Origin of the sequence: Streptomyces acidicola (assembly GCF_009377235.1) — a bacterium.
GTDB classification, from domain to species: Bacteria; Actinomycetota; Actinomycetes; order Streptomycetales; family Streptomycetaceae; genus Streptomyces; species Streptomyces acidicola.
On record NZ_VMNX01000451.1, the window covers coordinates 1 to 3,218 of the forward strand.

Annotated in this window: 8 protein-coding genes; 4 read left to right on the forward strand and 4 right to left on the reverse strand. The window is 70.8% G+C overall.

Annotated elements, in window-relative coordinates; genetic code table 11:
* The first annotated feature begins 148 nt into the window (after nucleotides 1–148).
* The 3 genes from FPZ41_RS47675 to FPZ41_RS47680 are packed head-to-tail and all read left to right on the forward strand — an operon-like array spanning nucleotide 149 to nucleotide 1,016.
* Nucleotides 149–433, forward strand: coding sequence for a hypothetical protein (locus FPZ41_RS47675; RefSeq protein WP_191249504.1), 285 nt, complete (start codon nucleotides 149–151; stop codon nucleotides 431–433).
* Nucleotides 430–864: a hypothetical protein gene (locus FPZ41_RS45810; RefSeq protein WP_152870751.1), complete on the forward strand. Its 435-nt coding sequence runs from the start codon at nucleotides 430–432 to the stop codon at nucleotides 862–864. Before FPZ41_RS47675 ends, FPZ41_RS45810 begins: the two co-directional genes overlap by 4 nt.
* Nucleotides 861–1,016: a hypothetical protein gene (locus FPZ41_RS47680; protein ID WP_191249503.1), complete on the forward strand. Its 156-nt coding sequence runs from the start codon at nucleotides 861–863 to the stop codon at nucleotides 1,014–1,016. Before FPZ41_RS45810 ends, FPZ41_RS47680 begins: the two co-directional genes overlap by 4 nt.
* A 51-nt stretch (nucleotides 1,017–1,067) precedes the next feature.
* On the opposite strand, the gene FPZ41_RS45815 is transcribed toward FPZ41_RS47680, so the two are convergent.
* Complete coding sequence (locus FPZ41_RS45815) at nucleotides 1,068–1,313, reverse strand: GntR family transcriptional regulator (RefSeq protein ID WP_229874945.1); 246 nt, start codon at nucleotides 1,311–1,313, stop codon at nucleotides 1,068–1,070.
* Nucleotides 1,314–1,666: 353 nt separating this feature from the next.
* On the opposite strand from FPZ41_RS45815, the gene FPZ41_RS45820 reads away from it, so the two are divergent.
* The gene (locus tag FPZ41_RS45820; RefSeq protein WP_152870755.1) at nucleotides 1,667–1,972 is read left to right on the forward strand and encodes a hypothetical protein; all 306 of its coding nucleotides are present in this window, start codon (nucleotides 1,667–1,669) and stop codon (nucleotides 1,970–1,972) included.
* Nucleotides 1,973–1,979: 7 nt separating this feature from the next.
* Here FPZ41_RS45820 and FPZ41_RS45825 read toward each other — a convergent pair whose 3' ends face one another.
* The 3 genes from FPZ41_RS45825 to FPZ41_RS47685 form a co-directional block, all read right to left on the reverse strand.
* A complete protein-coding gene (locus tag FPZ41_RS45825; RefSeq protein ID WP_152870757.1) occupies nucleotides 1,980–2,204 on the reverse strand; it encodes a hypothetical protein in 225 nt (74 codons plus the stop codon).
* Nucleotides 2,201–3,034, reverse strand: coding sequence for a M15 family metallopeptidase (locus FPZ41_RS45830; RefSeq protein ID WP_152870759.1), 834 nt, complete (start codon nucleotides 3,032–3,034; stop codon nucleotides 2,201–2,203). Before FPZ41_RS45830 ends, FPZ41_RS45825 begins: the two co-directional genes overlap by 4 nt.
* A 3-nt stretch (nucleotides 3,035–3,037) precedes the next feature.
* Nucleotides 3,038–3,218 (reverse strand): hypothetical protein (locus FPZ41_RS47685; RefSeq protein ID WP_194236458.1); only part of this gene is annotated, 181 nt, incomplete at its 5' end.

Here is a 3,218-nt window from a genome sequence, read left to right on the forward strand (position 1 = left end):
GTGTACGGCTACGCCGCTGGATCGGTCGACCATCGTTCGATCATCCCACTCGTCTAGTCGTGTTGACTACGGCTACCCCCGGTGCCATCCTCAACTCGTACGTACGAGTAGACGAGCCCATGAGTGAACGAGGGTGGACTAGGCCGGGATGAGCCACGCCGACGACGACGACCAGCGGACGCCCGCCGATCCCCCGGCTGGCGACCAGCGAGCGGGCGCCCGTCCGGGCCTGAGATTCACCTGGACGCGCACCGGCGTCGACGAGAACGGCCGGCCCGTGGATCTCTGCTACGGCACTACGGATGACCACCGCGTGGTCGTCGAGGTCGGGGACAGGGTCGTCTACTTCGACGAGGCGGACGCGGTGGACGTCTCGGCCGGGCTCCGGCTCGCAATCGGCAAGCTCAGCCCCGAGGACAGGTGGTGGTCATGACGGTGCGGCTCCTCGGACGTCTGGCGCCCGGTACGGCCGGTGAGACTCGCCGCGAGGTGCACTTGTTCGCCGTTGCCCAGGACGACCCGGACAACCCGGTCTCGCTGTGCGGACAGCGATTTCGGGCCGAAGACCTGGAATGGCTCGCCGCGTTCGGCGGGATGCCCTGTGAGCGCTGCATGGCGCGCGCACAGCGCGAGCGCGCGCCGCTGCAGCGCGGGCGGCCGGTGATCGAGGCGTCGACGACGATCGGCTGTGCACGGTTGCCGTTGGAGCGCCGGATACCGCAGTCGGTACCTGCACCGGCGGTGCTCGGTCCGGACCTCTCGCCCGGGATGCGTGCCGAGCTGGCGAAGCGGGTGCTCGTCGGGCTGCGCCGCCTCGACCGGCCGGGCGAGGGGATCCCGGCGCCTCGGAGGCCGGCGCGGTGAACGACGACGGGCTGAGGAGCTACCGGGGCGACGACGCCGGCCAGCGGTACGACATCGAGACGGGCCAGCTGCTCGACGAGAACCTGGACCCGGTCGGCGAGCTGGCTACCGAAGAACGCCCCGACCGGCGCGGGCGCCGCGACCGCCGATGACTCCCCGGCTGGCGCGGGTGCTCCCGACCCTCGCGCCAGCCGGGGTTCCAGCTACCGCTTCGCGACGAAGGTTCCACGCTTGGGGACGACGAACAACAGCCCGCGCTCGGTCAGCACGGCGATCGCGCGCCGCACGGTGTTGCGCGCGATGCCGTACTCCTCGGCCAGCCGTGCTTCCGCGGTGATCGGGCGCTCCGGCGGCCAGTCGCCGCGCTCGATGCGCGCAGTCAGGATCTCGACCAGCTGCCGAAACGGCGGCAGCGGCGCGTACGGATCGATCCTGGCATCTGGGTCCACGATCAGTGGACGTTAGATGATCAACTAGTTCAGGTTCGTTGCGGTACGTGCAGGTAGGTGCACACACGTCCACGCTGGTTCACTCGTATAGACGATTGAACATCGTGCAGCGGAGTGTGAGGCTTCACGGGAGCCCGTCCGGAACCACTCCAGTCCCATGTCCCGGGCAGAGCACCCCGGGCGGGCTCACCCAGACTGCCGGCGCTCCCCCAGCGTCTGGCAGGGGAGCCCCGGCGGGTGCGGATGCACGTGCAACCCATCCGACAACGAACGCGACCGAGTCGCGCGCCGACCGCCGGGGCTCCACCCTTCGGCGGTCGCGCCCGATAGTCCGTGCTCGCATACTCGAACACATGAGCGAAGGATCGTCCACGCCGATCATCGGCGTGGAGCAGTGGCAATCCAGGCGCCCTCCCGCCGTCGGCCGGGTCCGACCGGTCCGGTGCCCGTTGGCCGGCCACGACCTCGCCGCGCCGGGCGCGGTCGGGCAGGGGTGGAGCCCGGACGGCGGCGGAACGGTCGAGTACACCTGCTGGGCCTGCTACCGGACGGACCCGCGGAACGCCTCGTGGCGGCTCGCGCGCGACGAGGACGCGATGTGGCGAGCGGCCGCGCTGCCCCGGCCCGGGCGCCAGCAGACCAAGTACCAGGGCACGTGAGACGGGGTCAGCTGCGTGGCTTGTTCGCCGGCGCCTGGTGCGCGCCGATCGCGGCGAGTACCGCGGCGATCGCGGTTGCGGCCTCGGGTGTGACGTGCACGCCGAGGACGTCGAGCACGGCGGCCACGCCGACGCCGGTCGCGCCGCCGGCCAGCGCGCCCAGCGCCTTCGCAACCGGCGCCACTCGGCCGCCGAGCCACCGCAGCGCAGCGAGCAGCTTGCCGACGTTCATCCCGCCGTTCCGATCTTGGCCGCGATGCGGTCGACGGCAGCCGCGAGGTTGCCCAGGGCCGATTCGACCCGGTCGAGCCGAGCGCGGTCCTCGAACTCCCACTTCGCACCGTCGAACACGAGATCGCGCAGGTTGGTCTTGTTCTGGTCGCGCTTGCCGTCCGGCCCGATGATCCGGGACTGGTCGAACCCGAACACGCCGCGGTACAGCGCGCGCAGCATGTCGACCGGGGTCAGCCGGACCTTCTGCCCGTTGCCCATGTCGATCTCCCAGCCGGGGAAGTCGTGCGCTTTGAACGAGCCGGCGAGCTGGTTGTAGATGTGGTCGAGCTTGGCGCTCTGGTCGGGGGTCAAGTCGTCCTCCTCGGTGCCGGTGGTCAGGTCTGCCAGGACGCGAGCGCAGAACGCCTCGTCCTCGACGATCTCGAAATGCATCGGGTCCTTGCGGCCCTGGTAGTCGCCGCCCCACCGCACGGCGCCGCGGGTGGCGGCGACGATCTCGCGGATGGTGCGGATCTGCGCCGCGTTGAAGTTCGCCGTCGGGTCGGTGCCGAGCGGGTGTCGGGTGGCGTTGGCGTCGGCTGCTGTGCCGCTGGCGTGGTTGGACAGGGTCGTGCTGCTGCCGCGGATGGTGCGTTCGGCGTAGCCCCAGTCGTCCAGCTGCCCGTCGTCGAGGTCCTCGACCCGGGCGTGGAACTGGGCGAGCACCCACACCAGCAGCTCACCGGCCGGCCCCTTGCGGAGCCGGATGTTCCGGGTCGTGCCGGGCACGGCGTAGATCTTGGTCAGGCTGATGTCGTTCGCGGCGTAGCCGTTCTGGGACTTGGGCATCGGTCATGCCTCCTCGGCGTAGAGCGGGGGTGGGTCGGCGATCGAGCCGCCGAGGTCGCGCAGCGCGCCGACGACCTGCCGGTCCCAGCGCAGATGTGCGGCGATCCGGCGGTCCTGTTTGGTCTGCTCGGCCCGCAGCGCTTTCACTTCCTGACGCACCTCGGCGAGGTCTTCGGCGTAGGCG

Bases quoted from the DNA above. Each gene is read 5' to 3' on its own strand.
- FPZ41_RS47675 (WP_191249504.1), top strand. From the start codon at position 149: ATGAGCCACGCCGACGACGACGACCAGCGGACGCCCGCCGATCCCCCG.
- FPZ41_RS45810 (WP_152870751.1), top strand. From the start codon at position 430: ATGACGGTGCGGCTCCTCGGACGTCTGGCGCCCGGTACGGCCGGTGAG.
- FPZ41_RS45820 (WP_152870755.1), top strand. From the start codon at position 1,667: ATGAGCGAAGGATCGTCCACGCCGATCATCGGCGTGGAGCAGTGGCAA.
- FPZ41_RS45825 (WP_152870757.1), bottom strand. From the start codon at position 2,204: ATGAACGTCGGCAAGCTGCTCGCTGCGCTGCGGTGGCTCGGCGGCCGA.
- FPZ41_RS45830 (WP_152870759.1), bottom strand. From the start codon at position 3,034: ATGCCCAAGTCCCAGAACGGCTACGCCGCGAACGACATCAGCCTGACC.